Origin of the sequence: Streptomyces sp. ICBB 8177, assembly GCF_003144095.1 — a bacterium.
Lineage (GTDB): Bacteria > Actinomycetota > Actinomycetes > Streptomycetales > Streptomycetaceae > Streptantibioticus_D.
Map to the genome: position 1 here is coordinate 2,205,902 of NZ_NSKH01000018.1, position 23,011 is coordinate 2,228,912.

A 23,011-nucleotide genomic window follows, 5' to 3' on the forward strand; every position below is an offset into this window, starting at 1 on the left:
CCGGATAGGCTCGGGGCATGAGTAGCACCCCGGACAACGGCGTCCGCGCGTACATCGACACCCACCGCGACGCCTTCCTCGACGACCTCGCGGCCTGGCTGCGCATCCCGTCGGTGTCGGCCGACCCCGAGCGCGCCGACGACGTGGCCCGCAGCGCCGAGTGGCTGGCCGCCGAGCTGAGCGCCACCGGCTTCCCCGTCGTCGAGGTCTGGCCGACCCCCGGCCTGCCCGCGGTCTACGCCGAGTGGCCGTCCGGCGACCCGGACGCGCCGACCGTCCTGGTCTACGGCCACCACGACGTGCAGCCCGCCGCCCGCGAGGACGGCTGGGACTCCGACCCGTTCGACCCGGTGGTCCGCGACGGCCGGATGTACGCGCGGGGCGCCGCAGACGACAAGGGGCAGGTCTTCTTCCACACCCTCGGGGTCCGCGCCCACCTCGCCGCCACCGGCCGCGCCGCCCCCGCCGTCAACCTCAAGCTGATCGTCGAGGGCGAGGAGGAGTCCGGCTCCCCGCACTTCGCCGCCCTGCTGCGCGAACGCGCCGACCGGCTCGCCTGCGACACCGTGATCGTCTCCGACACCGGCATGTGGGCGAAGGACACCCCGACCGTGTGCACCGGCATGCGCGGCCTCGCCGACTGCCAGGTCGACCTGTACGGGCCCGACCAGGACATCCACTCCGGCTCCTTCGGCGGCGCGGTCCCCAACCCCGCCACCGAAGCCGCCCGCCTCGCCGCCGCCCTGCACGACGAGGACCGCCGCGTCGCCATCCCCGGCTTCTACGACGGCGTCGCCGAGCTGACCGACCGCGAGCGCGAACTGTTCGCCGCCCTGCCCTTCGACGAGGCGGGCTGGCTGCGCACCGCGAAGTCCCACGCCACCCTCGGCGAGGCCGGCCACACCACCCTGGAGCGGATCTGGGCCCGCCCGACCGCCGAGGTCAACGGCATCCACGGCGGCTACGGCGGCCCCGGCGGCAAGACCATCGTGCCCTCCGGCGCGCAGTTGAAGCTGTCGTTCCGGCTGGTCGCCGGGCAGGACGCCGGCAAGGTGCAGCAGGCGGTACGGGACTGGATCGCCGCCCGGCTGCCCGCGGGCATCCGCCACGAGGTCACCTTCTGGGGCGCCACCCGCCCCTGCCTGACGCCGCTGGACCACCCCGCGCTGACCGCCCTGACCCGCGCGATGGGGCGGGCCTTCGAACGCGACGTGCTCTTCACTCGTGAGGGTGGCTCGGGTCCGGCCGCCGATCTCCAGGACGTGCTGGGCGTGCCCGTGCTCTTCCTGGGAATTTCCGTGCCGTCGGACGGTTGGCACTCGGTGAACGAGAAGGTCGAGCTGGATCTGCTCCTCAAGGGCGTGGAGACCGCCGCGTACCTGTGGAGCGACCTGGCGGAGAATTGGCGGCGGTGAGCGCGCCGCCGTGAACCGAACGCGGCGCCGGGACGCGGGTGCCGCGAGGAGAACGCGGCGCCGCCCGGCGCCACACGCGACGCCGTACGGCACGACGTCGTACCGCGTCCCGGAACGTCCACGTTTCAAGGGGAGTTGGAAGCAGCCTTGTCCGTAGCAGAAGCACCCCTGCCCATGCGGCCGCTGGCCCTCACCCGCCCGGGTGTCGACCGCGCCGCCCACCACCGGCTGGACGAGGCGTGGCTGGCGGCCGCCTGGAGCCACCCGTCCACCCGCGTCCTGGTGGTCTCCGGCGGCCAGGCCCTGGTCGAGGACACCGCTGACGGGCGCACCGAACTCGTCCTCGTCCCCTCCTTCGACGCCCCCGTCAGCGAGAACCACCGCTACTTCCTGGGCACCGACGAGAAGGGCACGCACTACTTCGCCCTGCAGAAGGACACCCTGCCCGGCCGCATGGACGACGCCGCCAGGCCCGCAGGGCTGCGCGAGGTCGGCGGCCTGCTGTCGGACCGCGACGCGGGGCTGATGGTGCACGCCGTCGCGCTGGAGAACTGGCAGCGCATGCACCGCTTCTGCTCCCGCTGCGGCGAGCGCACCGTCATCGCCGCCGCCGGGCACGTGCGCCGTTGCCCGGCCTGCGGCGCCGAGCACTACCCGCGCACCGACCCGGCCGTCATCATGCTCGTCACCGACGACAAGGACCGCTGCCTGCTCGGCCACCAGCTGCACTGGCCGCAGGGCCGCTTCTCCACCCTCGCCGGGTTCGTCGAGCCGGGGGAGTCCATCGAGCAGGCCGTGGTGCGCGAGGTCGCCGAGGAGACCGGGGTGACGGTCGGCGAGGTCTCCTACGTCGCCAGCCAGCCCTGGCCGTTCCCCTCCAGCCTGATGCTGGGCTTCATGGCCCGCGCCACCAGCTCGCAGATCACGGTGGACGGCGAGGAGATCCATGAGGCCCGCTGGTTCTCCCGCGACGACGTGCGCGAGGGCATCGAGTCCGGCGAGATCCTGCCGCCGAGCGGCATCTCGATCGCGGCCCGGCTGATCGAGCTGTGGTTCGGCGAGCCGCTTCCCACGGGGCGTAAGTAGCGGCACGAGGGCCCGACGCGTGGTGGGGCGGGGCGGGCGCGTAGCCCGGTGGGGCCGAACGCGTGACCGGGCGCGGCGGGGCGCCCGGCGGGCGTGGGCGCGCGGTGCCTACCAGGGTCCGCGCACGCCTGCGCCCCGCGTCCGGGCGGTGGGCCTGGAGGCGGGGCGCGAGGACTGGCGTCATGGGCGCGCGGGCGCGGGCACGCCAAGCCGGGGGCGGGTGCCGGTGCCGGAGTCAGACGTGCGGGCGCGGTGCCTGACGGGCGGCGACGGGACCCGGTGCCTGACGGTCGGCGACGGGGCCCGGCGGTGCCTGACCGGCGGTGTGCGAGGCCGGCGCCTGGCGGGTGGCGCGGCCGCCCGCCGGGCCGCTCAGACCGCGAGGGCCTGCTTGACCTGGGCCAGGCTCGGGTTCGTCATCACGACGTCCTCGCCACCGCCCGCCGGGACGACCAGCACGGTCGGGACCGTCTGGTTGCCGCCGTTCGCCTTCTCCACGAACGCCGCCGACTCCGGGTCCTGCTCGATGTTGATCTCGGTGTACGCGATCCCCTCGCGGTCCAGCTGGCTCTTGAGCCGCCGGCAGTAGCCGCACCACGTGGTGCTGTACATCGTCACGGTCCCCTGCATCGGTCCTCGATCTCCCTCGGCGGTCGGTGGTGCGTTCCGATTCTGGAACGCTCAACGACCGCCGTCGATTCCCGGCCCGCCGCCCTGCACAGGGCCGGCGCGCCCCGCCCTCCACAGGCCCGGTGCGCCACGCTGTCCACAGGCGCCGGCACTCCGCCGGTGTTCGTACGACCATCACACACCGCCTGTGGACAACTTTCCCGTCCGCTCCGGCGGACCTGGCAGCATGGCGGGGTGACTGCACCAACGGAAGCCTCCCTGTTCGCACCCGTCCCGGACTCCCCGGACGCGGTGCTCGAAGGGCTCGACCCGGAGCAGCGCGCCGTCGCCACCGCGCTGCACGGGCCGGTGTGCGTGCTGGCCGGAGCCGGGACCGGCAAGACCCGCGCCATCACGCACCGCATCGCCTACGGGGTGCGCGCCGGGATACTCCAGCCCGGCAGCGTGCTGGCGGTCACCTTCACCGCGCGCGCCGCGGGCGAGATGCGCGGCAGGCTCCGGCAGCTGGGCGCCGCCGGAGTGCAGGCCCGTACGTTCCACGCCGCCGCCCTGCGCCAGTTGCAGTACTTCTGGCCCCGGGTCGTCGGCGGCCCGCTGCCGCGCCTGGTCGAGCGCAAGGCGCAGCTGGTCGCGGAGGCCGCCACGCGCGGCGGCCTGCGCCTGGACAGAGGCGAGCTGCGCGACGTCACCGGCGAGATCGAATGGGCCAAGGTCACCCAGACCGTCCCCGAGGACTACGCCACCGCCGCCGCCCGGGCCGGCCGCGAGGCCCCCCGCGACCCCGCCGAGATCGCCCGCCTCTACACCACCTACGAGCAGCTCAAGCGCGACCGCGGCGTGATCGACTTCGAGGACGTGCTGCTGCTGACCGTCGGCGTGCTGCACGAGCGGCCCGACGTCGCCGACCAGATCCGCTCCCAGTACCAGCACTTCGTCGTCGACGAGTACCAGGACGTCAGCCCCCTCCAGCAGCGGCTGCTCGACCTGTGGCTCGGCGACCGCGACACGCTGTGCGTCGTCGGCGACGCGGGCCAGACCATCTACTCCTTCACCGGAGCCACCCCCGAGTACCTGCTCGGCTTCCGCGGCCGCTACCCCGGCGCCACCGTCGTGAAGCTGGTGCGCGACTACCGCTCCACCCCGCAGGTCGTCCACCTCGCCAACGGCGTGCTGTCCCAGGCCCGCGGCCGGTCCGCCGCCCACCGCCTCGAACTGGTCTCCCAGCGCCCCCCCGGCCCCGACCCCTCCTGCACCGAGTACGCCGACGAGCCCGCCGAGGCCGAGGGCACCGCACGCCACGTGCGCCGCCTGATCGACTCCGGCGTGCGACCCAGCGAGATCGCCGTGCTCTACCGCGTCAACGCCCAGTCCGAGGTCTACGAACAGGCACTCGCCGACGCGGGCATCCCCTACCAACTGCGCGGCGCCGAGCGGTTCTTCGAACGTGTCGAGGTCCGCGAGGCCGGAGCGGCCCTGCGCGGTGCCGCCCGCTTCGGCGCCAACGACACCCTGCTGGACGGCGCCGTCGACCTGCCCTCCCAGGTGCGCGCCGTGCTGTCCACCAAGAACTGGACCCAGCGGCCCCCCGCCGGATCCGGCGCCGCCCGCGACCGCTGGGAGTCGCTTGCCGCGCTGGTGCGGCTCGCCGAGGACTTCGCCGCCGCCCGCCCCGACGCCGGCCTCGCCGACCTGGTCGCCGAACTCGACGAGCGCGCCGCCGCCCAGCACGCGCCCACCGTCGAAGGCGTCACCCTCGCCTCCCTGCACGCCGCCAAGGGCCTGGAATGGGACGCGGTCTTCCTCGTCGGCCTCACCGAGGGCACGCTGCCGATCACCTACGCGAAGACCGAGGCACAGATCGAGGAGGAACGACGCCTGCTCTACGTGGGCGTGACGCGGGCCCGCTGCCACCTGTCGCTGTCGTGGGCGCTGTCGCGTTCCCCCGGCGGATACGGCGGCCGCCGCCCCACCCGCTTCCTGACCGGCCTGCGCGGCGGCCCCGGCGCCCGCCACGCCGCGCCGGGACCGTACGGCGCCGGCGGATCGGTCACGGGTCCCGCCGCGGCCGCGGGCCCGGGGCGGGCGGGACGCGACCGCACGGACGGCGGGGGAGGCACGGGCGGCGTGGAGCGCGTGCCGGGGGCGCGACGGCGCGGGCCGGTGCGCTGCCGGGTGTGCGGGCGCACGCTCTCGGAGGCCGGCGAGATCAAACTGATGCGCTGCGAGGACTGCCCCAGCGATCTCGACGAGGGTCTCCACACGCGGCTGCACGACTGGCGGCGGGCCCGTGCGAGCGAACTCGGCCAGCCCGCGTTCTGCGTCTTCACCGACAAGACGCTGCTGGCCATCGCCGAGGCCCGGCCCGAGGACGAGACGGAACTGGCCCGCATCGCGGGCGTCGGCGCCCGTAAGCTGCGCAGCTTCGGCCCGGACGTCCTGGCGCTGTGCGCGGGCCGCGAACTCGCGCCGGAAGACGCCTCGGAAGAGACCTCGGAAGACATCTCAGAAGAAGCGGGGGAACCAGAACTGGCCGGAACCCCGGATTCCAGCGAAAGCGCTGGTGTCCCTGTTACGGATTCGTCGAATAAATAGTTTGCGCGCGTCGATGGAATCCTCATAGCCTGCGTGAGCACGGTCGCTCGCGGCCCTTCCGGGGGCCGAGGAAGCCGTGATGTACTGGTCCGGGCACGCCCTGGACCACCCGCAAGACCCTGTCCCCATAAGCCGCGAGACGCCGAGAGGAGGCGAGAGACATGACCAGCATCACCGAGATCACCAAACTGACCGGTTGCCCGGCCACTGGCCTCCGCCTGTCCGGCGCCTCGTCGCTGTCCCTTGCCACCGCTGTGCGCGGCACCGGTCTGTCCGGCGCCGGCCTGTTCGGCGGCGGTCGTCTCTTCGGCGGTGCCGGCGAGCGACCGGTCCAGGCACCGGCGGCGGAAGCGGCAGTACTGGCCCTCGGCTATGCGTCCGCGGCCGACGGTGCCGGATTCCCGCAGCAGGACTGGGACAGCGCCGCCAATGGCGACACGACCGCAGTGACGAAGCACCACCGCAAGATGCGGGCCTTCCGCGGGCTCGAACCCTGGAGAGATCCAGCCTGATCCACCATCAGGTCGGCACCTTCAGGGCCGCGGAACCCGTGAACCGGGATCCGCGGCCCTTCTGTTTGTGCAGGTGAAACAGGCGAAGGGGCCTCGGAAAAGACACCGACCCGGTACCGACCACAACCCGGCCCACCGGCCGGACCGACAGACGAGGAAGACACCAGACCGTGCATTCCACCCCGCCCTCCCCGTCAGTACCGCCTTCCGAAACGATCCCCCAGCCCGCAGTGCCTCCGGAGGCCCCCTTGCTCCCCCTGACCGAGCTCGACGACGAGATCGAGCGCCTCGGCGTCCCCGTTCCCTGTCGCTCCTACGACCCCGAGGTCTTCTTCGCCGAGACCCCGGCCGACGTCGAGTACGCCAAGTCCCTGTGCCAGACCTGCCCGGTCCGCGAGGCCTGCCTCGCCGGGGCCAAGGGCCGCCGTGAGCCCTGGGGCGTGTGGGGCGGTGAGCTGTTCGTGCAGGGCGTCGTGGTGCCCCGCAAGCGGCCGCGTGGGCGTCCGCGCAAGAACGAGGTCGTGGCATGAGGCTCCGCGCCGCCACCGGAACGATCGACAACCCGATGACGCACAACCCCCAGAAGCAGGGCCCGATGACCCCGTCCGCCTACGAGACCACCCACCGCGCCGCCACCGCGGCAACCCGCCAGAACAGGACCCGTGAGATGCAACTCTTCCCAGAAGCCCTGGCCCGCGCCCATGTGCAGGAACGGCTCTACGAGGCCGAGTCCGAACGCGCCGCCCGCCGGGTGCTCACCGCTCGCCGCCTCCAGCGACGGGCCGAGCGCGCTTCGCTCAAGGCCCGCCGGGCGCTCGCCCTCGTCGTCATGCAGTAACTCGCGCGGACGCGACGGACGCGCGTGGTGACCGCAGTCGCCACCGCGTAACGATCACATAACGTCCCGGCTCCCCGCAGGAGCCGGAACCCCGGGGCCGGTCCGCCACAGGACCGGCCCCGCGGTGCGTTGTGTCCCGTTCCGCCCGGCGTACGGAGGTATCGTCTCCAGGTGGATCAGAAGACTCGCAACCCCGCTTCTGAAGAACGTCCCGCCGAACCGGACGCCGCCCCGCCCACGGTGTGCGCGCGCTGCGGCACCGCGAGCGAGCGAACACCGGTCACCTGGACCTGCTCCGTCGAAGGCGGCGTCCGCCGCTACTTCTGCGACGACTGCGCCCGCGCCCACCTGCGCAGCATCGAAGGCCGCCTCGACTCCGCGTGGTGGTAGCCGCGCCCCTCAGCCCTCGGACTCGTCCGCCGCGAAACCCGGCAGCCAGTCGAGCAGTTCGTCCCGCAACCGCACCGCGGCGTCCAGTTGGCACAGCACGCCGATCGTGCTCAGCGTCACCCGGTGGATCAGCAGGTACGACGGGGGCAGGTTCAGCTGCTTGCCCAGCTGGTACGCGGGCGAGCGCGGATCGGCCACCCGCGCCGCCTGGTTGCGCATCCAGCCGCGCCCGAAGGTGAACTCCTCCACCCCCGCCGGCTCGATGATCGGCAGCAGGTAGTCCAGCACCGCGTCCGGATCGAGGGTGATCGTCGGCCTGACGAACCCCTCCTCCCGCAGGATCGCCAGCACCGCCTCCGCGTCACCGTCCAGCGCCAGCCGCAACGACGTCCCGATCGGCAACGGCAACCCCTCCGGCAACCGGTCCACCGTCCCGAAGTCCAGCACCCCCAGCCGCCAGCCGTCCGCCGGGCCGTCGTCCACCAGCAGCCGGAAGTTCCCCGGATGCGGATCGGCGTGCAGCAAGCCGGTGCGCGCCGGACCCGCGAACAGGAAGTGCGCCAGCAACTGCCCCGCCCGGTCCCGCTCCGACTTCGTGCCCTCCGAGATCACCTCCGCCAGCGGCACCCCGTCCATCCACTCCGTCACCAGGACCTGCTCGGCCTGGTGCACCACGTCCGGCACCACCACGTCCGGATCGTCCGCGAACTCCACCGCGTGCGCGTGCTGCGCCTGCGCCTCCAACGCGTAGTCCAGCTCCTCGGAGACCCGGTCACGCAACTCCGTGATCAGCGGCTTGATGTCCATCCCCGGAATCAACGGCCCGAACAGCCTTGCCACCCGGCCCAGTTGGGCCAAATCCGACAGCAACGCCGCGCCCGCCCCCGGGTACTGCACCTTGACCGCCACCACCCGGCCGTCGTGCCACACCGCCCGGTGCACCTGCCCGATCGAGGCCGCCGCCGCGGGCTGCTCGTCGAACTCCTCGAACAACTCCCGCCAGTCCTCGCCCAGCGCCTTCGCCAGCACCTCGTGCACCGTCCGCGCGGGCATCGGCGGCGCCGCGTCCTGCAACTTCGTCAGCGCCGCCCGGTACGGCCCGGCGACCTCCTCCGGCAGCGCCGCCTCGAAGACGGACAGCGCCTGCCCGAACTTCATCGCGCCGCCCTTGAGTTCCCCCAGCACCTTGAACAACTGCTCGGCGGTGCGCTGCTGCAACTCGCTCGCCACGACATCCGCGGGGCGCCCCCCGATCCGCTTGCCGAGCCCCAGCGTGGCCCGGCCCGCGAAGCCGAGAGGCAGCGCCGCGAGCTTGGCGGTCCGAGTCACTGCCTTGCGAGGAAGATCCGACATGCGCCCCTCTTTCGTCACACCCGTGCCGCCCGCCTCGGCGCGGGGTGGTCACCCGGCCATTGTCGCGCGCCTCGCCCCGCGCCCCGCACCACACCCGCAATCCGGATGCGGCGGGGCGGGGGAGAGGACGGGGGTGAGATCGGCGAGGGAGACGGTGAGGCGAACACCTACGCACGGGCCGCCTGGTGGGGGGCTCCCCACCCCCTCCCCCTCCTCCCCGCCCCCCGCTTTCGGTGTGTCCCCGGCCCCCGGCGACAAGCGCTCCGCGCGCCCGCCCGCAGCCTGCGCCGTGCCCGCGCCCGTCCGCGCCGCGCTCGCCGCGGTCGACACCGCGCCCGCCCCCGCCCACGCCACGCCCGCGCCTGCTCCCGTCGACGCCGCGCTCGCCGCGGTCGACACCGCGCCCGCCCCCGCCCACGCCACGCCCGCGCCTGCTCCCGTCGACGCCGTGCCCGCCCCCGCCGCGCCCGCCTCCGTCATCCCTCCGCCGCCGCCATCCAGGAACGCCAGCGCGTGGGCCGCCGTCAGACCGGCCACCGCGGTCGCCAGTGCCACGTCGCAGGCCGGGACGCCGGGCGGTCGACCGGAACGCAGCTGTGCCAGGAGCCGGGGCCACGCCGGGTCCGCCCGCGCCCGGTGCAGTTCCAGGCACCCCGCGCAGCCCGTCCTGCCCGGCAGCACCAGCGGGCCGACCACCCCCGTGCTCTCGCAGACACCGGCGTACAGATGCGGGATCCCGGCCGCCATCAACGCCTCCGCCTGCGAAGGGTCGGGCGCGTAGGCGCCGAGCCCGTCCCGCGGGGCCAGTACGACCAGGGCCAGTGGCGGTTCCGGCGCGGCGCGGGCGGTCCTGGGCCTCGGGCGCGGATCCGGCGCGGCCCTGCGCATCGCACCCCGGGCGGCCGACTCCCTGCGCTCGCCCACCTGGGCCGCGCCGACCCCGGCAGGAGCGGCGTCCCACGGCTCGACCGTGCCGCCGTCCACCACGTCGACCGTGCCCACGCCCGCCGCCGACAGCACGGAGGCGACCGAGGCGCCCACCCGCCCGGCGCCGCGCACCTGGACGCGTATCGCCCGCCGGTCCGCCATCCGCCGCGCCGCCGCGCCCGGCTCCGGGTGCACCACGGACAGCGACGCCAGGTCGGGACGCAGCCGCTCCAGGGTGCCGGGGCGGCGTATCACCTCGCCCAACTCGACCGCACTGTCCGCGTCGTCCAGCACACCGCCCCGCCTCAGCTGCGCCAGCAACCGTCGCACCCGCTGCGGACCGAGTCCCAGCGCGGCGGCCTCCTGCCGGAGCAGGTCCGGCCCCCGCGTACCGTCGAGCATCCGCAGGAACCGCGCCGTCGCGTCGTCCACCGGCTCCAGCACCACGGCCCGCCCGGGATCGACGCCGAACTGCAGACTGTCCCGTGTCCGCCAGCCACGCCGCAGGGCCGGCTTGAGCAGGGGATGCATCCTGACCACCTCCGTCGCGAGGTCCGCTTCCGTGATCCGGTTGATCACGGGAACAGCATGCGGCGGGTAACCGATCGCGTGCGCAGAGTTATCCACAGGCGGCCGGGAAAGTCATCTCATCGCACCCAGTTCCCCGTACTGGCCCGGGCCCCGTACTGGCCCGGGCCCCGTACTGGCCCGGGCCCCGTACTGGCCCGGGCCCCGCGCCAGCCCGGGTCCCCGCACCAGTTCCTCGCACCGGACCGGTTCCCCGCACCAGTTCCTCGCACCGGACCGGTTCCCCGCACTGGCCCGGTTCGGCGCGTCGCGCCGGTTCCCGCACCGGACCGGTTCCCCGCGGCGATCCCTCGCATCAATCGGCTGCCGTGGGCCCTGCCCACGCAGCCCGCGCGCCTCCCCGCCCGTATCCCCCTCTGTACCGTCGTCCCATGCCCGTCACCCCGGCCGACCCCGCCCGCCCCACCGGTGCCGCCCCGACCGCCGCTCCCACGACCGAGCCCGCCACCGCACTCGCTCCCACGACCGAGCCCGCCACCGGACCCGCGCCCACGGGCGCCGCCCCGGCACCCACGACCGCCCCCGCCGACACGGCGCCCGCCACCGGCCCCGGCGACGCCGCCTCCCTCATCGAAGTCCGCCGCAGTCCGCGTCGCAGGCGAACCGTCTCCGCCTATCGCGAGGGGGAGCGGACCATCGTGCTGCTTCCGGCGCGGATGTCCGCCGCCGAGGAGAAGCGCTGGGTGGCCGTCATGCTGGAGCGGCTGGCCGCCAAGGAACGGCGCCAGCCCCGTGGCGACGACGCCCTCGCGGAACGGGCGGCGCGGCTGTCGGCGCAGTACCTCGACGGACGCGCCCGGCCCGACACCGTGCGCTGGGTGACCAACCAGAACTCCCGCTGGGGCTCCTGCACCCCCGCCGAAGGCAGCATCCGGCTCTCGCACCGGTTGCAGGGGATGCCGGACCACGTCATCGACTACGTCCTCCTGCACGAGCTGGCCCACCTGCTCGTGCCCGGCCACGGCCCTGACTTCTGGGCGCTGTTGGCGGCCTACCCGCGTACCGAACGCGCCCGCGGCTACCTGGAAGGCGTCGCCGCGGCGGCCCACCTGCCCGGGCTCTCCGAGGGCTGACCCCGCGAGCCGGCCGCCCTCAGCCCAGCACCTCGCGCGTCCGTGCGAGCAACCGCACCACCGACGTGTCCGCGACCGACGCCACCTCGTCGTAGGCGAACCACCGCAGGTCCAGCGACTCGTCGCTGATCGCCTCCACCGCACCCGCCGGGGCCAGTGCCGCGTACTGCACGTCCAAGTGCCAGGCGCACGGCGTCAGATGACGGTCGAGACGGACCGGGCCGCCGGGCAGCAGGGACAGCCCCTCGATGCCCGACTCCTCCGTCGCCTCACGCAGCGCCGCCCGCTCCAGCGTCGCGTCGGACGGCTCGCAGTGGCCGCCCATCTGCAACCACATCCGCAACTTCCGGTGCAGCGTCAGCAACACGCGTCCGCTCGACGGGTCGATCACCAGCGCGCTCGCCGTCACATGCCCGTCGCCGCACGACTTCCACATCCCGTCCGGGTGGGCGGCCAGATGCCCGAGGTAGTCCGCGCGCAGGCGCTCCTGCTCCGCCGCCTCCGACGGCTCCGCCGCCCCCAATGCCTCCGCCGCCTTCAACGGCTCCGGTGGGCCCGCGACCCGCGCGCGCCAGCCCTCCAGCACCCGCACCGCGTCTCCGTGCAGACTCCCGCCGACCGCGACCCCCCGCTCGCTCACTTCGTACCGGCCGGACCGTCTCCGGCCGGACCGTCTCCGGAAGGCCCGTCCGCGGAGGGCCCGCCCTCGCCCTGCGGCCCCTTGCCGTCTCCGTCCTCGCCGCGCGCCGCGTCGCCCAGCATCCGGTCCAGCGCGTCGAAGTCGAACGCCTCCTCCGCCTCCCGGTGCACGAAGCCGTCCGGGTCGTCGAGGTCGGCGGCGGTCGGCAGCATGTCGGGGTGCGCCCACAGCGCGTCCCGGCCGTCCACGCCGCGCGCGTCGGCCAGCGAGGCCCACAGCCGGGAGGCGTCCCGCAGCCTGCGCGGGCGCAGTTCGAGACCGATCAGCGTGGCGAACGTCTGCTCGGCCGGACCACCCGTGGCCCGGCGCCTGCGCAGCGTCTCGCGCAACGCGCCCGCGGACGGCAGGTGCGGCGCGGCGGCCGCGTGCACCACCGCGTCCACCCAGCCCTCGACCAGCGCCAACGCCGTCTCCAGACGTGCCAGCGCCGCCTTCTGCTCCGGGGTGTCCTCCGGCTGGAACATGCCCTGCTGCAACGCGTCCTGCAACGCCTGCGGGTTCGACGGGTCCAGCTGGCCCACCGCGTCCTCCAGGCGCGCGGTGTCGACCTTGATGCCGCGCGCGTAGCCCTCCACGGCGCCGAACAGGTGCGCCCGCAGCCACGGCACGTGGGCGAACAACCGCTGGTGGGCGGCCTCGCGCAGCGCCAGGTACAGCCGGACCTGGTCCTCGGGGACGCCGAGCCCGGAGCCGAACGCGGCGACGTTCGCCGGGAGCAGCGCGGCCTTCCCCGCCGGGCCCAGCGGCAGGCCGACGTCGGTCGAGCCGACCACCTCGCCCGCCAGCACGCCCAGCGCCTGGCCGATCTGGGTGCCGAACATCGCGCCACCCATCGAACGCATCATCCCGAGCAGCGGGCCCGCCATGGCCTGCATCTCCTCGGGCAGCACGCCGCCCATCGCGGTGCCGACCCGCTCCGCGACCGGGTCGACCAGCTCCTTCCACACCGGCAGCGTCGCCTCGACCCACTCGGCCCGGCTCCACGCCACAGCGCCACCGGAACCCGACGGCAGCGACGTCGTGCCGTCCAGCCACAGGTCGGCCAGGCGCAGCGCCTCCTGCACCGCGGCACGCTCGGACGCGCCCACGCTGGCGTCCTTGGAGCCGTCCTGCGCGCCCTGAGCCACCGTCTGGCGGGCGATGTCCTTGGCCATCTCCCAGTTCACCGGGCCGCCCTCGTACGAGAGCATCTGCCCGAGCTGCTGGAAGGCGGCGCCCAGGTCGTTGGGGTTGAGCGAGCCGAACATGGCCGCCAGCGGGTTGTCCGCGCCAGGACCGCCAGGACCGCCCGGACCGCCGGAGCCACCGGGCAGGCCGAAACCACCGAAGCCGCCGGGCAGCCCGCCGAAACCGAACGGATTGCCGCCCGGCCCCTGCCCCTGACCCTGGCCGGAGTCCCGGCTGCCGCCCTGACCCTGACCCCGGCCCTTGCCGTCGCCCTGGCCCTTGTCGCCGCCGGCGCCGTCACCGCCGTCGCCGCGGCCCTTGCCGGACGCCCCCTCGCCCCCGTCCTCGGGCTCCTCAGGAGGGACGCCGAATCCAAATGGGGTGTCGCTCACGGGTTTCCTCGGCTCTGTGTGTGCGGACTGTCTCTGTGCGGACTGTCTGTCTACGGTCTGTCTGGCTACGGAGTGGGTGTGTACGGAGTGGGTGTGCGGGAGGCTGTACCACCAGCGTAGACACCTCTCAGGCAGGATGGGACGCGCGCATCCCCGTCACACGTGGCGGAACCTCGTACCAAGGACAACAGTGGGAGACACCCGGTGAGTTCCCCGGAACCGCACGTTCGCTCAGGGCGGAGCAGCGCCCCGGCCTCAGGACCGGTGGTCGCCGTCACCGGCGCGGCGTCCGGCGTCGGCCACCTCCTCGCGCGGCGGCTGGCGGAGTCCGACGAGGTCAGGAAGGTCGTCGCGATCGACGAGCGGCGCGCGGAGGTGCCCGGCGTGCTGTGGCGGGTGCTGGACGTGCGCGATCCGGCCATCGCCGACCGGCTGCGCGTCGACGGCCGCCCGGTCGACGTCGTCGTCCACCTCGCGCTCGACCTCGACCTGGAGTCCGACCCCAAGGCCCGCACCGCGTACAACGTGCGCGGCACCCAGACCGTGCTGACGGCCGCCGCGGCCGCGGGCGTGCACCGGGTCGTCCTGGTCACCTCCGCCATGGTCTACGGCGCGCTGCCCGACAACGACGTGCCGCTCGCCGAGGACGCGCCGCTGCGCGCCACCGAGGAGGCGACCGGCGTCGGCGACCTGCTGGAGATCGAACGCCTCGGCCGCCGCGCCCCGCGCGCCCACCCCGGACTCAACGTCACCGTGGTGCGCCCCGCCGTCCTGGTCGGCGGCACCGACACCGCGCTGACCCGCTACTTCGAGTCGCCGCGCCTGCTGGTCGTCGCGGGCAGCCGCCCCTGCTGGCAGTTCTGCCACGTCGAGGACCTGGTCAGCGCCCTGGAGTACGCGGCGCTCGGCAAGGCGGAGGGCGAGATGGCGGTGGGCTGCGACGGCTGGCTGGAACAGGAGGAGGTCGAGGAGTTGTCCGGCATCCGCCGCATGGAACTGCCGCAGTCCGTCGCCCTGGGCGCCGCGTCCCGCCTGCACCGGCTGGGCCTGACGCCCTCCCCGGCCGGCGACCTCGCGTACACCATGCACCCGTGGGTGGTCTCCGGCAGCAGGCTGCACGAAGCGGGCTGGCGGCCGAAGTGGACCAACGAGGAGGTGCTCGCCGAACTCCTGGAGGAGGTCGCGGGCCGCCACACCGTCGCCGGGCGCCGCCTGGGCCGCAAGGACGCCGCCGCGTCGCTGGGCGCGGCGGGCGCCACGGTCGCGCTGGTCGGCACGGCCGCGCTGGTGCGCAGGGCACGCAAGCGACGCGGCATCTAGGCGGTCGGCGGCGGGCGGTTCGAAAGGACCCGCCGGGGGCTCCGGCCGGATTCCTTTGTCGGATCCACCGGAGGAGCGGCTGTATTTTCATACAGGAATCGCGTTTTCGTTTGCCCCGGGGGTGCGGCACGATGGCAGACATGGCACGTACGCACGACCCCGACGGCGGACCCCAGGACCCGATCAGGCTCCTGGCGATCCGGGACACGCCCCTGTCCGTGGACGAGGTCTTCCGCGCGGTCGGCGCCGACGCCGCGGGCGGCACCGCGCTGTTCGTCGGCACCGTACGCGACCATGACGGGCGGCCCGAGCAGGTCAGCGCGCTGTCGTACTCCGCCCACCCCAGCGCGGAGGCGGAACTGCGGCGCGTCGCCGAGAAGGTCGCCGCGGACTTCCCCGTCGCCGCGATGGCCGCGGTGCACCGCGTCGGCGACCTCGCGGTGGGCGACCTCGCGGTCGTCGTCGCCGTCTCCTGCCCCCACCGCGCCGAGGCCTTCACCGCCTGCCGCCGCCTCATCGACGACCTCAAGCGCGAGGTCCCGATATGGAAGCACCAGACGTTCGAGGGCGGCACGGAAGAATGGGTCGGGGCGTAGGCCGGCCCCTCAAGCCCGACCCCGCGCACCCCCCTCCCACCCCTCGCGCAGCGCTCCCTCACTCTTCTGCCGTACCGAACCTCACCGCTCCGGGTGCGTGCGGTTGCGTAACCGGCGCCCCGCCAGCAGCGTTGGAGCGGTGAGCAATTAATGTGCTCATAGGTCCTGCTTCGGTACGTGTGTGTGTTGTCGTCGGGAGGCCGGTATGGGGGCGTTGGCGTGGTTGCTGATTCCGGTCATCGGTGCGGTCACCGCCACCTTGTGGGCGGGCTGGGCCGGGCGCAACCGTAAGAAGGCGGGCGACAACGACTCGCTCGCCGGGTACGAGCGCTTCCGTGAGGCGATGGCGAAGTCGGCGACCGCCGGCGATCCCGGCCCGGACCAGGCCTGACCGCGCCGTCCGCCCCGGCAACTCTGACGGGCTCACCCCGCGGGCGCGTTGACAGGCAGGTCCCGTACTGTCATGGCATGCCACGCCGGACCGCGACCCTGCTGACCTCGACGCTGCTGCTGATAGCGCTGCTGTGCGTCGGGGTGCTGATCCCCGTGCCGTACTCCGAGATGTCCCCGGGGCCCACCGTCAACACGCTCGGCGACAACGACGGGCAGCCCGTGCTGCAGATCTCCGGCCACAAGACGTACCCGACGTCCGGCAACCTCAACATGACGACGGTGCGGGTGACCGGTTCCGACTACACCATGAACCTCGTCGAGGCGGTCGCCGGCTGGCTGTCCGACGACGACGTGGTCGTGCCGCACTCCACGCTCTACCCGGACAACCAGACCGCGCAGCAGGCCAACCAGGAGGACGCGGAGGAGTTCAGCCAGTCCCAGGACAGCGCGAAGGCCGCCGCGCTGAAGGCCCTGCACATCCCGGTCGGCTCGCAGGTCGTCGTCGGCGCCGTCGTCAAGGGCGACCCGGCCGAGGGCAAGCTGCACGCGGGCGACGTCATCAAGGCCGTCGACGGCACCGCCGTCACCCAGCCCGGCGACGTCGCGAAGCTGGTCACCAAGCACAAGCCGGGCCAGGACGTGGTGTTCACCGTGATCCCGGCGAAGAACGCGGGCACCTCCGGCGCCGCCACCCGGAAGGTCGCCGTGCGCACCGCCAAGGCGTCCGACAACGACCGCGCGATCGTCGGCATCCAGGCGCAGACGGCGCACACCTACCCGTTCCCGATCAACATCCAGCTCGCGAACGTCGGCGGGCCGAGCGCGGGCATGATGTTCTCCCTCGGCATCATCGACAAGCTCACCCCGACCGACCTGACCGGCGGGAAGTTCGTCGCGGGCACCGGCACCATCGACGACAACGGGAACGTCGGTCCGATCGGCGGCATCCCGTTGAAGATCATCGCGGCGCACGACGCGGGCGCCACGTACTTCCTGACGCCGAAGGGCAACTGCGCCGAGGCCTCCCAGAACCCGCCCTCCGGCATCCGCCTGGTCGAGGTCTCCACGCTCAACGACTCCCTGGGCGCTCTCACCGACATCCGCGAGGGCAAGCTGTCCGCCCTGCCGAGCTGCACCAAGGGCTGACGCGGGCCGCGTTCACGACAGCGGTGAGGGGCCCGCGCGGATCGTCCGCGCGGGCCCCTCACCACGTACCGGGAACGCGGGCCCTCATCGCGTGCCGACGGCCGGTCGGCCCTCAGTCCTCGAACGTCGCGCGCAGCGCCTCCGCCAGCCCCGGCACCAGCTCCGAGCCGGTCAGCACCTCGCGCGCCGAGTCCTTCTCGCGCAGCCGGATCGCCGACTCCCGGGTGCCGTCGCGCAGCACGCCCACCGTCAGCCGCACCTCCTGGCGTTCCGGGTGCTCGGCGACCCACGCGGCCAGCGCCTGATCGTCCAGGTCGCGCGGCATCGACGCCTCCGCGCTCGGCGGCAGCATCAGCCGCTCCACGGCCAGCGCGCAGCCCGCCACCACGTCAGGCCAGGCGATCGTCGCCAGGAACTCGTCCAGCGGCGCGCCCGCGGGGATCTCGTCCTGCTCGACCGGGGTCAGCGCCCCGGTCTCGGAGCCGTCCTCCAGCCCGAGCTGCTCGCTCAGCGCGGGCTCCTGGGAGCGCAGCCGCTCGGTGTCGACCAGGGCGAACAGCCGCGCGGGCTGGTCCCAGCCGAGGCCCGAGGCGTAGTCGTCGATCTCCAGGACGGCGCGGGTCAGGGGGGTGGCGGCGATCGGGGTGCCGTCGCCGGGGGCAGCGGGAGTGTTGGACATGGGGACCATCCTGCCCTCCCGGCCACCCGGAACGGGAACCGCGTCAGCCCTGAGTAAGTTGGCATGGGTGGGTGTCCGCACCCGGACGCCGTACGGGAGGCCGTGCGGCACGCCTGTTCGCCGACGTTTCGAGGTGCGCGCCTTGGCTTTCCACATGCCCGACCGCGAGGAGGGCCCGACCGGACCCGCCCTGGCCGTGGGCGGAACGTCGCGGCGGGTGCGGGCGCTGTTCGTGACCCTCGGCGCGCTCGCCGTGCTGGGCATGGCGTTCGTGATGTTCTCCGGCTTCTGGACCGACTGGCTGTGGTACCGGTCGGTGCGCTTCACCTCGGTCTTCACCGTCACCTGCCGGGCCCGGCTCGGGCTGTTCACCGTCTTCGGCCTGGTCATGGCCGTCGCCGTCGGACTGAACGTGCACCTGGCGCACCGGCTGCGCCCGCCGCTGGGCGCGATGTCCGCGGAACAGCAGAGCCTGGACCGCTACCGGCTGGGCATCGCCCCGTTCCGCACCTGGCTGCTGGTGGCCGTGTGCGCGGTGGTCGGGCTGATCGCCGGGGCGTCGGCCGCCGGGCAGTGGCGCACCTGGCTGCTGTACGAGCACGCGGTGCCGTTCGGCACCAAGGACCCGCGCTTCGGCCTGGACGTGTCGTTCTACACCTTCTACCTGCCGTGGTACCGCTTCCTGCTCAGCTTCGGGTTCGCCGCCGTGCTGCTGTGCCTGCTGGCGTCGGCCCTCACCCACTACCTCTACGGCGGGCTGCGCCTGGCCACCCCCGGCGGTGCCCGCGCCACCGCCGCCGCCACCGGCCACCTGTCGGTGCTGATGGGGCTGTTCCTGTCGCTCAAGGCCGTCGCGTACTGGCTGGACCGCTACGGGCTGGCCGTCAAGGGCGGCGGCATCAAGGCGGTGCCCGGCTGGAGCGGACTGCGCTACGTCGACGCGGACGCCTACCTGCCCGCCAAGACCATCCTGTGCTGCATCGCGATCATCTGCGCGCTGCTGTTCTTCGCCACCCTGTGGCGGCGCACCTGGAGCCTGCCGGTGCTGGGCCTGGGCCTGATGGCGCTGTCCGCGATCCTCATCGGCGGGCTGTACCCGGCGATCGTGCAGAAGTTCCAGGTGCAGCCCGACGAGGCGGCCAAGGAAGCGCCGTACCTGCAGAAGAACATCGACGCCACCCGCGCCGCCTACGGCATCGCGAACACCAAGGAGACCGCCTACCCGGGCACCGCCGCGTCGTCGGTGCCCGCCACGAAGCTGCGCGACGACGCCGCGGGCGCCGCCGACGTGCCGCTGCTCGACCCGGACCTGGCAGCGCCCGCCTTCCAGCAGGCACGGGCGGGCCGCGGCGCCTACGCGTTCGACTCGCCGCTGTCCGTCGACCGCGCCGCGGCACCCGGCGGCACGCAGCGCGAGACGGTCGTCGGCGTACGAGAGCTGAACTCCGACGCCGTGCCGGGCGGCGACTGGATCGACGACCACCTGCGCTACACCCACGGCTACGGCCTGGTCACCGCCGACGCCGACACGGTCACCGCCTCCGGCGCCCCCGACTTCACCGGCACCGGCGCGGGCGGCGGCGCCGTCCAGCCGCGGATCTACTACGGCGAGCAGACCACGCGGTACGCCATCGTGGACGGCCCCACCCCCGAGGCGGACGAGTCGGCCGGGACCGGCGGCAAGGGCTACCACTACACCGGCGGCAGCGGCGTGAGCCTGGCCGACCCGCTCACCCGCGCCGCCTACGCCGTCCAGCTCGGCCAGCCGCAACTGCTGTACTCCGACGCCGTCGGCAAGAAATCACGCATCCTGTACGACCGCACGCCCCAGCAGCGGGTGCGGGCGGTCGCGCCCTGGCTGACCGTCGACGACGACCCGTACCCGGCGGTGGTCGACGGCCACATCGAGTGGGTCGTCGACGGCTACACCACCAGCGACGACTACCCGTACTCCTCCCGCACCACCCTGGGCGACCCGGCCTCCGCGGGGGACGGCGACGGGGCGAGTGCCGCCTTTGACGGCCAGGTGAACTACGTGCGCGACGCGGTCAAGGCGACCGTCGACGCGTACACCGGGCAGGTCCGGCTCTACCAGTGGGACACCACCGATCCGGTCCTCAAGACGTGGACGCGCGCCTACCCCGGCACCGTGCTGCCCAGGTCCGCGATACCCGCGGACCTGATGCCCCACCTGCGCTACCCGACGGACCTGTTCACCGTGCAGCGGCAGATGCTGACCCGCTACCACGTCACCGACGCCGCCGCCCTCTTCAGCGGCGACCAGCAGCTGCGGGTCCCCGACGACCCGGCCGACAAGGGCTCCGGCGCGATCCGGCCGGCCTACCTCGACGTGCGGCTGCCCGGCAGCACCACCCAGCGCTACAGCCTCACCAGCGTCCTGACCCCTGCCGGCCGCGGCACCCTCGGCGGCTACCTCGCCGTCGACTCCGACGCGACCAGCCCCGGCTACGGCACCCTCACCCTGCTGCGGACGCCCGCGGGCGGCGCAGGACCCGGACCCGCGCAGGTGCACGACCGGCTGAGCACCGACACCGGCGTCGCCGCGCAGATCGGCGCCCTGCGCCGCGGGGGCTCGGACGTCGAGTACGGCGAGCAGGTGGCCGTGCCGCTGGACGGCGGGATGCTGTACGCCGAGCCGGTCTACGTACGCGGCGCGGGCGCCGGCGCCCCGCTGCTCAAGAAGGTGCTGGTGGCCTACGGGAACCGCACCGCGCTCGGCGACACCCTCGGCGACTCCCTCGACGACCTGTTCGGCACCACCACCTCCGGCGCCCCGCCGCCCGCCGCCACCGGCGCCTCCCAGGCCGTCCAGCAGGCGCTCGCCGACGCCCAACGGGCGTACGACGCGGGGCAGAAGGCGCTCAAGGCGGGCGACTGGACGGCGTACGGCACCGCGCAGCGGCAGCTCGGCGAGGCGCTCCAGCGGGCGCGTGCCGCCGCGTCGGACACCGGCACACCCGCCCCGACGTCGTAGAACGCCGAATACGGCCGCAGTGCGGGACAACTCCCGCGTCGTGGTACGGTTGCCGCACAACGACGCGGGGTGGAGCAGCTCGGTAGCTCGCTGGGCTCATAACCCAGAGGTCGCAGGTTCAAATCCTGTCCCCGCTACTGGAGAGGGAAGGCCCGGAAGTCCCCAGGGACTCCGGGCCTTCCCCATGTGCGGAACGGGTGCGGACTGGTGCGGGGGCTGGTGCGGAACCGTGCGCGGTCCCCGGAGCGTGTTCGAACGCGGATGCGGGGGACAGGTGCCCCAACCGCCGTTGTTTGCCATGTCGTTGTGTCGGGAAGTCGACAAAACGCTGTAGAGACCTCACAGGCTGCGGTATACCAGGTGTACGCCGGTTGCGGGTGGTGCGACGATGGATCCCATGGGGGATGGTGCGAAAGTTCTTCAGGCTCGTCCGCCGACTCGCGGCGCGAGCGCAACGACCGTGTCCGACCAGCCGGTTGAGACCGCGGTCGTCCTCGACGACGACATGCTGACGGCCCGTGAGGAAGCCGAGCTGGAGGCCCGCCACCGGCGCGCCGCGGACGCGGGGGACGCGGGCGCGTGCAGCCTGCTCGGCACCCTGCTGCTGCGCCGCGGCGACGTGGACGCGGCCGAGCCCTACCTGCGCGCCGCCGGCGCCGCCGGTGACCGGGCCGCCGCCAACAACCTGGGCGTGCTGCTGCACCAGCGCGGACTGGTCGACGAGGCCGCGGGCTGGTGGCGGGTCGCCGCCGTCGCGGGCAGCGCCGCCGCCGCCCACGCGCTCGGCCGCCACCACCGCGAGCGCGGCGACGAGAGCGGCGCCGAGTACTGGCTGCGGCAGGCCGCCGAGTCCGGCCACGCCCTCGGCGCGTACGCCCTCGCCCAGCTGCTGGAGCACCGCCGCGACGTCGCCGCGGAACGCTGGTACCGGGCCGCCGCCGAGCAGGGCCACCGCGAGGCGATCCACCGCGTCGCGCGGTACTGCGCCGAGCGTGGCGAGAGCGCCGAGGCGGAGCAGTGGTACCGGCAGGCCGCCGCCCGCGGCCACCGCGTCGCCGCCCTGCGCCTGGGCACGGTGCTGGAGGAGCGCGGCGAGGTGAAGGAGGCCGCCCGCTGGTACCTGACGGCCGCCAAGGACGGCGAGCCGCGGGCCGCCTGCGCGCTGGGCTTCCTGCTGCGCGACGAGGGCGACGTGGACGGCGCCGCCGAGTGGTGGCGGCGCGCCGCTCTCGACGGCGACGGCCGGGCCGCCAACGCGCTGGGCGCGCTGCACGCCCAGGAGGGCGAGACGCAGACCGCCGAGCGCTGGTACCGCGTCGCGCTCGAAGCGGGCGATGACAACGGTGCCTACAACCTCGGCCTGCTGTGCGCCGCCCGCGGCCGCACCGCCCAGGCCGAGCAGTGGTACCGCCGTGCCGCCTACGCCGGCCACCGCGAGGCCGCCAACGCGCTCGCCGTCCAGCTGCTCCAGCAGGGCGACGCGGCGGGCGCCGAGCCGTGGTTCTCCAAGGCCGCCGAAGCAGGCAGCGTGGACGCCGCGTTCAACCTCGGCATCCTGTGCGCGGGCCGCGACGACCACGAGGCCGCGCTCGGCTGGTACCGGCGGGCCGCCGCCGAGGGCCACACCGAGGCCGCCCTCCAGGTCGGCATCGCCCTGCAACGCGACGGCGACGCGCCGGCCGCCGAGCAGCACCTGCGCCGGGCGGCCGGCGGCGGCAGCGCGGAGGCCGCGTTCCGTCTCGGCGCCGTCCTGGACCAGGACGGCGCCGAGTGCGAGGAGTGGTACGAGCGGGCCGCCCGGCACGGCCACCGCAGGGCGCAGGTGCGCCTCGGCATGCGCGCCGCCCGCCGCGGCGACACCGTGGACGCCGCCCGCTGGTACCGGCTGGCCGCCGAGGCGGGCAGCCGTGACGGCGCGTTCAACCTGGGGCTGCTGCTGGCCCGCGAGGGCAGCGAGCCGGAGGCCGCGCTGTGGTGGCGGCGCGCCGCCGAAGGCGGCCACGGCCGGGCCGCGCTGCGTCTGGCCCTGCTGGCCGCCCGGCGCGGGGCGCTGGACGACGCCAGGACGTGGTGCGCGCGGGCCGTCGAGTGCGGCCCCGCCGAGGTCGCCGAACGCGCGGCGCGGCTGGCGGACGCCCTGCGCCAGGAGCTGACCGCCTGATCCGCGCCGGAAGGATTTGCACTGCTCAGAACGCGTCGTCTACAGTGAAGACACAACG

The 23,011-nt window shown here is 74.1% G+C and carries 19 protein-coding genes, 1 tRNA gene and 1 pseudogene; 15 read left to right on the plus strand and 6 right to left on the minus strand.

The annotated features are described in order from the left end of the window. Positions 1–17: 17 nt before the first annotated feature. The gene (locus CK485_RS18420; RefSeq protein WP_109451924.1) at positions 18–1,415 is read left to right on the plus strand and encodes a dipeptidase; all 1,398 of its coding nucleotides are present in this window, start codon (positions 18–20) and stop codon (positions 1,413–1,415) included. A gap of 174 nt (positions 1,416–1,589) precedes the next feature. Further along, positions 1,590–2,501, plus strand: a complete 912-nt coding sequence (gene nudC / locus CK485_RS18425) for an NAD(+) diphosphatase (protein WP_109451926.1) — start codon at positions 1,590–1,592, stop codon at positions 2,499–2,501. A 372-nt stretch (positions 2,502–2,873) separates the two neighbouring features. Here the strand turns inward: nudC and CK485_RS18430 are convergent, their stop codons facing one another. After that, positions 2,874–3,131 (minus strand): mycoredoxin, encoded by a 258-nt coding sequence (locus CK485_RS18430; RefSeq protein WP_109453220.1) that lies wholly within the window; start codon positions 3,129–3,131, stop codon positions 2,874–2,876. Between the two features lie 234 nt (positions 3,132–3,365). On the opposite strand from CK485_RS18430, the gene CK485_RS18435 reads away from it, so the two are divergent. The 5 genes from CK485_RS18435 to CK485_RS18455 all read left to right on the plus strand — a co-directional run bounded on the left by CK485_RS18435 (position 3,366) and on the right by CK485_RS18455 (position 7,463). Continuing rightward, positions 3,366–5,723 (plus strand): ATP-dependent DNA helicase UvrD2, encoded by a 2,358-nt coding sequence (locus tag CK485_RS18435; RefSeq protein WP_241968400.1) that lies wholly within the window; start codon positions 3,366–3,368, stop codon positions 5,721–5,723. 161 nt (positions 5,724–5,884) lie between these two features. Then, the gene (locus CK485_RS18440; protein WP_109451928.1) at positions 5,885–6,235 is read left to right on the plus strand and encodes a hypothetical protein; all 351 of its coding nucleotides are present in this window, start codon (positions 5,885–5,887) and stop codon (positions 6,233–6,235) included. Positions 6,236–6,405: 170 nt separating this feature from the next. Further along, complete coding sequence (locus CK485_RS18445; protein ID WP_109451930.1) at positions 6,406–6,765, plus strand: WhiB family transcriptional regulator; 360 nt, start codon at positions 6,406–6,408, stop codon at positions 6,763–6,765. Then, positions 6,762–7,073 (plus strand): hypothetical protein, encoded by a 312-nt coding sequence (locus tag CK485_RS18450; protein WP_109451932.1) that lies wholly within the window; start codon positions 6,762–6,764, stop codon positions 7,071–7,073. The genes CK485_RS18445 and CK485_RS18450 overlap by 4 nt, the downstream gene beginning before the upstream one ends. Before the next feature lie 171 nt (positions 7,074–7,244). Further along, positions 7,245–7,463, plus strand: a complete 219-nt coding sequence (locus tag CK485_RS18455) for a hypothetical protein (RefSeq protein WP_109451933.1) — start codon at positions 7,245–7,247, stop codon at positions 7,461–7,463. Between the two features lie 9 nt (positions 7,464–7,472). Here the strand turns inward: CK485_RS18455 and CK485_RS18460 are convergent, their stop codons facing one another. Next, positions 7,473–8,816: an AarF/ABC1/UbiB kinase family protein gene (locus CK485_RS18460; protein WP_109451935.1), complete on the minus strand. Its 1,344-nt coding sequence runs from the start codon at positions 8,814–8,816 to the stop codon at positions 7,473–7,475. 492 nt (positions 8,817–9,308) lie between these two features. Beyond that, a pseudogene (locus CK485_RS18465) lies at positions 9,309–10,274 on the minus strand (ThiF family adenylyltransferase); the annotation flags it as partial. A 428-nt stretch (positions 10,275–10,702) separates the two neighbouring features. Here CK485_RS18465 and CK485_RS18470 point away from each other — a divergent pair. Further along, positions 10,703–11,404, plus strand: a complete 702-nt coding sequence (locus CK485_RS18470) for a M48 family metallopeptidase (protein ID WP_109451937.1) — start codon at positions 10,703–10,705, stop codon at positions 11,402–11,404. A 19-nt stretch (positions 11,405–11,423) separates the two neighbouring features. Here the strand turns inward: CK485_RS18470 and CK485_RS18475 are convergent, their stop codons facing one another. Both CK485_RS18475 and CK485_RS18480 read right to left on the minus strand, forming a co-directional pair. Then, positions 11,424–11,927: an NUDIX hydrolase gene (locus CK485_RS18475; protein ID WP_241968483.1), complete on the minus strand. Its 504-nt coding sequence runs from the start codon at positions 11,925–11,927 to the stop codon at positions 11,424–11,426. Between the two features lie 113 nt (positions 11,928–12,040). Beyond that, entirely contained in the window at positions 12,041–13,663 is a 1,623-nt protein-coding gene (locus CK485_RS18480) for a zinc-dependent metalloprotease (protein WP_109451939.1), read from the minus strand. A gap of 204 nt (positions 13,664–13,867) precedes the next feature. Here CK485_RS18480 and CK485_RS18485 point away from each other — a divergent pair, with 204 nt between their 5' ends. The 4 genes from CK485_RS18485 to CK485_RS18500 all read left to right on the plus strand — a co-directional run bounded on the left by CK485_RS18485 (position 13,868) and on the right by CK485_RS18500 (position 17,118). Beyond that, positions 13,868–14,983 (plus strand): SDR family oxidoreductase, encoded by a 1,116-nt coding sequence (locus CK485_RS18485; RefSeq protein WP_109451941.1) that lies wholly within the window; start codon positions 13,868–13,870, stop codon positions 14,981–14,983. Positions 14,984–15,114: 131 nt separating this feature from the next. Beyond that, entirely contained in the window at positions 15,115–15,579 is a 465-nt protein-coding gene (locus tag CK485_RS18490) for a molybdenum cofactor biosynthesis protein MoaE (protein WP_109451943.1), read from the plus strand. A 205-nt stretch (positions 15,580–15,784) separates the two neighbouring features. Then, positions 15,785–15,970: a hypothetical protein gene (locus CK485_RS18495; RefSeq protein ID WP_109451945.1), complete on the plus strand. Its 186-nt coding sequence runs from the start codon at positions 15,785–15,787 to the stop codon at positions 15,968–15,970. Positions 15,971–16,047: 77 nt separating this feature from the next. Beyond that, complete coding sequence (locus tag CK485_RS18500) at positions 16,048–17,118, plus strand: PDZ domain-containing protein (protein WP_109451947.1); 1,071 nt, start codon at positions 16,048–16,050, stop codon at positions 17,116–17,118. A 112-nt stretch (positions 17,119–17,230) separates the two neighbouring features. Here the strand turns inward: CK485_RS18500 and CK485_RS18505 are convergent, their stop codons facing one another. Continuing rightward, positions 17,231–17,797 carry a PPA1309 family protein gene (locus tag CK485_RS18505; RefSeq protein ID WP_109451949.1) on the minus strand — a complete coding sequence of 189 codons (567 nt, stop codon included), beginning with the start codon at positions 17,795–17,797 and terminating at the stop codon, positions 17,231–17,233. Positions 17,798–17,930: 133 nt separating this feature from the next. On the opposite strand from CK485_RS18505, the gene CK485_RS18510 reads away from it, so the two are divergent. From CK485_RS18510 to CK485_RS18520, 3 genes are all read left to right on the plus strand, one after another. Further along, positions 17,931–20,792: a UPF0182 family protein gene (locus CK485_RS18510; protein ID WP_199239386.1), complete on the plus strand. Its 2,862-nt coding sequence runs from the start codon at positions 17,931–17,933 to the stop codon at positions 20,790–20,792. A 63-nt stretch (positions 20,793–20,855) separates the two neighbouring features. Further along, a tRNA-Met gene (locus CK485_RS18515) sits at positions 20,856–20,929 on the plus strand. A gap of 368 nt (positions 20,930–21,297) precedes the next feature. Continuing rightward, on the plus strand, positions 21,298–22,953 hold the full coding sequence (locus CK485_RS18520; RefSeq protein WP_241968484.1) for a tetratricopeptide repeat protein: 1,656 nt from the start codon (positions 21,298–21,300) through the stop codon (positions 22,951–22,953). Positions 22,954–23,011: the final 58 nt, after the last annotated feature.